General features: G+C 75.3%; 4 protein-coding genes and 1 pseudogene. 4 read left to right on the top strand and 1 reads right to left on the bottom strand.

Features of this window, described 5'->3' with window-relative positions; translation table 11 throughout:
• Positions 1-507, bottom strand: a pseudogene (locus AB8Z36_RS32530) (hypothetical protein); the annotation flags it as partial.
• Between the two features lie 283 nt (positions 508-790).
• Here AB8Z36_RS32530 and mmuM point away from each other — a divergent pair.
• The 4 genes from mmuM (at position 791) to AB8Z36_RS32510 (ending at position 4,610) form a co-directional block, all read left to right on the top strand.
• Complete coding sequence (gene mmuM, locus AB8Z36_RS32525) at positions 791-1,726, top strand: homocysteine S-methyltransferase (RefSeq protein ID WP_440582054.1); 936 nt, start codon at positions 791-793, stop codon at positions 1,724-1,726.
• 104 nt (positions 1,727-1,830) lie between these two features.
• On the top strand, positions 1,831-2,916 hold the full coding sequence (locus AB8Z36_RS32520) for a WD40/YVTN/BNR-like repeat-containing protein (protein WP_369216981.1): 1,086 nt from the start codon (positions 1,831-1,833) through the stop codon (positions 2,914-2,916).
• Between the two features lie 33 nt (positions 2,917-2,949).
• Complete coding sequence (locus AB8Z36_RS32515) at positions 2,950-3,627, top strand: uracil-DNA glycosylase (protein WP_369216980.1); 678 nt, start codon at positions 2,950-2,952, stop codon at positions 3,625-3,627.
• The gene (locus AB8Z36_RS32510; protein WP_369216979.1) at positions 3,624-4,610 is read left to right on the top strand and encodes an N-acetylglucosamine kinase; all 987 of its coding nucleotides are present in this window, start codon (positions 3,624-3,626) and stop codon (positions 4,608-4,610) included. The genes AB8Z36_RS32515 and AB8Z36_RS32510 overlap by 4 nt, the downstream gene beginning before the upstream one ends.
• The last annotated feature ends 175 nt before the right edge of the window (positions 4,611-4,785 follow it).

Raw genomic sequence — 4,785 nt, 5'->3', positions numbered from 1 at the left:
CTCCTTCTCCGCGCAGCGCACGATCGGCGTCTTGCCGTCCTCGCGCGTGGGCTCGCCGAAGTAGACCTGCCGGGCGTGCGGGAGCGTGATGGAGATCCCGCCGACGCCGATGTCGCAGCGGCGCGCGGCGACGTCCTTGGTGAGGTGCGCCCCCCCACCAGGGCGGACAGGGTGGCGGCACGCTTCACGGGGGACTCCTCGGCGCTCGGGCGGCTCGAAGGGATCACCCTCGCAGACGCCCCGGCGCGGGTGAACCCCCTTCTCGGCGGGTGAGCGGCGGGAACGTGACGGGGGTGAGGCCGGGCCCGTCCGGCGCGCCGGGCCCATGAAGTCGGCCAGAGTGCGGAACGGCTTGCGGCGGCCGCACGCGCGTTGACGCTCGCGCCCGATCCGGTCGTCGCCGACGAGCCGGTCTCCGCGCTCGACGTCCCGGTGCGGGCACAGATCCTCAATCTGATGCGGGAGCTCCAGCGCGAGCGCGGCCTGGCCTGTCTCCTCATCTCGCACGACCTGGCCGTCGTGCGGCACCTGGCGGACACGGTCGGGATGATGTGCCTCGGCAGGCTGGTGGAGGCGGGCCCCCGCCGAGCGGGTGTACGCGCGGCCACCGCACCCCTGCGCGCGCGGGCTGCCCGACACGGTCAACCAGCCGGTCGTCGGGGCGGACGCGGCGGGGAGGAGCGGCCTCTCTCCGCTCAGGGGCGAGACGCCCTCCGCGGCTGAGCCCCCTTCGGGCTGCCGCCTCCGCACCCGCTGCCCGCGTCCGCGGGGTGAGACTCCGCACGCGTCCATGGCCCGGGACTCGGCTAGCGTCAGTGGGGTGAGACTCGCAGAGGTACTCGGCCGACGCCCGGTCGTGCTCGACGGCGGCCTCTCCAACCAGCTGGAGGCCGCCGGGCACGACCTGGGCGACGCCCTGTGGTCGGCACGGCTGCTCGCCGACGAACCCGCGGCGATCGAGGCCGCCCACCGCGCCTACTACGAGGCGGGCGCCGAGGTCGCCATCACCGCGAGCTACCAGGCGACGTACGAGGGCTTCGCACGCCACGGCATCGACGCCCGCCGCACCGCCGAGCTGCTCCGGCTCGGCGTGGACCTGGCGCGGCGGGCCGGTACGGGCCTCGGCCGCGAGGTGTGGGTGGCCGCGTCGGCGGGGCCCTACGGCGCGATGCTCGCGGACGGCTCGGAGTACCGGGGGCGGTACGGGCTCACCGTGGCCGCCCTGGAGCGCTTCCACCGGCCGCGCCTGGAGACCCTCGCCGCGGCGGGACCCGATGTGCTGGCCCTGGAGACGGTGCCCGACACCGACGAGGCGCGGGCGCTGCTGCGGGCGGTGCGCGGGCTCGGGGTGCCCGCCTGGCTCTCCTACAGCGTGGCGGCGGGCCGCACCCGCGCGGGCCAGCCCCTCGAAGAGGCCTTCGCGCTCGCGGCGGACGCCTCGGAGCTGATCGCGGTGGGCGTGAACTGCTGCGATCCGCGTGACGTCGGTGCGGCGGTCGCCGTGGCCCGGCGCGTCACCGGTCTGCCGGTGGTGGTCTACCCCAACAGCGGGGAGGCCTGGGACGCCGGTGCGCGGGCCTGGCGCAGCCCGGCGCGGTTCGGGCCCGGGATGGTCGCGGGATGGCGGGCTGCGGGGGCGCGGCTGGTCGGCGGGTGCTGCCGGGTGGGCCCCGACGCGGTCGCGGGGATCGCGGCCGAGCTGGCGCAGCCGCCGCACGCCGACTAGGACACGGCCTCTGAGCTGCGGCGATCTCGGTCGAAGGGAGACTGTCAGTGGTGGGGTGCAGACTGTCGTCCAGCTGAGACAACGACGTCCCGGAGGTGGCCGCCATGGCCGATGTCCTTCTGACCGTAGGCACCCGCAAAGGCCTGTTCATCGGCCGCAGGCGCGGTGGCGCCTGGGAGTTCGACGACAGCCCGTACTTCAACGCGCAGGCGGTGTATTCCGTGGCGATCGACGCGCGGGGCCCCCGTCCCCGGCTGCTCGTGGGCGGTGACAGCGCGCACTGGGGCCCCTCCGTCTTCCACTCCGACGATCTCGGCCGCACGTGGACCGAGCCCGCCAAACCGGCCGTGAAGTTCCCGAGGGAGACGGGCGCGTCCCTGGAGCGGGTGTGGCAGCTCCACCCCTCCGCGGCCGAACCGGACGTGGTCTGGGCGGGCACGGAGCCCGCCGCGCTGTACCGCTCGGAGGACCGGGGCGAGAGCTTCGCGCTCGTGCGCCCGCTCTGGGAGCACCCGACCCGCTCCCAGTGGGTGCCGGGCGGCGGTGGCGAGGGCCTGCACACCGTCCTGACCGACGCACGCGACGCCGGCTCGGTGACCGTCGCCGTCTCCACGGCGGGGGTGTTCCGCACCGAGGACGGCGGCGCGAGCTGGGCGCCGTCGAACAAAGGGGTGTCGGCGGTGTTCCTGCCGGAGGAGGACCCGGAGTTCGGGCAGTGCGTGCACAAGGTGGCGCGGGACGCGGCCGACCCGGACCGGCTGTATCTGCAGAACCACTGGGGGGTGTATCGCAGCGACGACGCGGGCGGGCACTGGACGGACATCGGTGGTGGCCTGCCGTCGGACTTCGGCTTCGCCGCGGTGGCCCATCCGCACCGGGGCGGCACGGCGTATGTCTTCCCGATCACCGCGGACATGGACCGGGTGCCCGCCGACCGCCGCTGCCGGGTGTTCCGCACGGCGGACGCGGGCGGGAGCTGGGAGCCGCTGAGCGCGGGGCTCCCCCAGGAGGATCACTACGGCACGGTGCTGCGCGACGCGATGTGCGCCGACGACAACGACCCGGCGGGCATCTACTTCGGCAATCGCAACGGCGAGGTGTTCGCCTCCGCGGACGACGGCGACAGCTGGCAGCTGATCGCCTCCCACCTGCCGGACGTGCTCTGCGTACGGGCCGCGGCCATCGGTTGATCGGCGGCGGTGTTACGGCAGTAGGGTGACCGCGTGGCACCACGACCCTTGCATGAGATCGTCGAACCAGGCTGGGCCAAGGCCCTGGAGCCGGTGGCCGAACGGATCGCCGGGATGGGGGACTTCCTGCGCGCGGAGATCGCCGCCGGACGCACCTACCTCCCGGCGGGACCCCACGTCCTGCGCGCCTTCCAGCAGCCCTTCGACGACGTCCGCGTCCTGATCGTCGGACAGGACCCCTACCCCACGCCCGGTCACGCGGTGGGGCTCTCGTTCTCGGTCGCGCCCGAGGTGCGTCCGCTGCCCGGCAGCCTCATCAACATCTACCGCGAACTGGGCGACGACCTCGGCCTGCCGCCGCCCGCCAACGGCGACCTCACCCCGTGGACACGGCAGGGCGTGCTGTTGCTCAACCGGGCGCTCACCACGGCTCCGCGCAAGCCCGCCGCGCACCGCGGCAAGGGCTGGGAAGACGTCACCGAGCAGGCGATACGCGCGCTCGCCGCGCGCGGCAAGCCGCTGGTGTCGATCCTCTGGGGGCGCGACGCACGCAATCTGCGGCCGCTGCTCGGGCAGTTGCCCGCGGTGGAGTCCTCCCATCCCTCCCCGATGTCGGCGGACCGCGGCTTCTTCGGCTCGCGGCCGTTCAGCCGGGTCAATGACCTGCTGGCCAAGCAGGGTGCGGAGCCGGTGGACTGGCGGCTGCCGTGACCGGCGCCGGGTGGGTCCTCGGCGTCGACTCGGGGGGCTCCGGCCTGCGGGCCGCCCTCGGGGCGCCGGAGGGTGTGCCGTCCCCGGAGCCGGTGCGCTCGGCGGAGCCGGTGCGCTCGGCGGAGCCGGTGCGCACCGGGCCGCGCGGCATCGACGCCGGGCACTTCGTGGAGCTGCTGCTGCCCATGGCGCGGGCGCTCCTGGCGGCGGCGGGCGGCGGGCGCGTCACCGCGGTCGCGGTCGGCGCCGCCGGGATGGCGACGCTCGGCGACGGCCTGCGGGCCGAACTGCCCGCCGCGCTCGGGCGGACCCTGGGCGCGGAGCGGGTGGCGCTGGCCGCCGACGCGGTCACGGCGTACGCGGGCGCGTTGGGTGACCGTCCCGGCGCGGTGGTGGCCGCGGGCACCGGTCTGATCGCGGTCGGCACGGACCTCTCCGGGTGGCGCCGCGCCGACGGCTGGGGCCATCTGCTCGGTGACTGCGGCAGCGGTGCCTGGATCGGGCGCGCGGGGCTCGAAGCGGCGATGCGGGCGCACGACGGCAGAAGGGGCGGTTCGAGGGCACTGCGGGAGCGCGCGGAGAAGGTGTTCGGCCCGCCCGCCGGACTGCCGAACCAGCTCTATCCACGGTCGGACCGGCCCGCCGTCCTCGCCTCCTTCGCCCCCGAGGTCGCGGCCTGCGCGGCCGACGACGAGGTGGCGCGCGGCATCCTGCGGGACGCCGCCCGGCACATCGCGGAGGCGGCGGCGGCCGTCTGCCCACCGGACACGACGACCGAAGTCGCCCTCACGGGCGGCCTCTTCCACCTGGGCGAACCCCTGACGGCCCCGCTGGCCGAGGAGTTGTCCCGGCTGCTGCCCGGTGCCCGGCAGGTGCCCGCGGCGGGCGACCCGCTGACCGGCGCCCTGCACCTGGCGACCGGCCTCGCCACCGGTGACCTGCGCCTGCCGTGCGACCCCCGTATGTTGTCCGTGCACGCATGAGGGCCTGAAGTCAGGCCCCACCGGAAGGGCCACGCCGGAGGGACCGCACCCGAAGGGCCACGCCGGAGGGGCGTGGCCSKKSRGGGGGGCAGGGTAGCGACACCTGCCCCGGACCGCAGTCGACCTCTGCGTAATTCCTCAGACAAAAACGGACTTATACCGCCCACCCGCACCC

It is taken from the genome of Streptomyces flavofungini, assembly GCF_041028215.1.
Lineage (GTDB): Bacteria > Actinomycetota > Actinomycetes > Streptomycetales > Streptomycetaceae > Streptomyces > Streptomyces flavofungini_B.
This window is presented reverse-complemented; position numbering and strand designations above follow the sequence as displayed.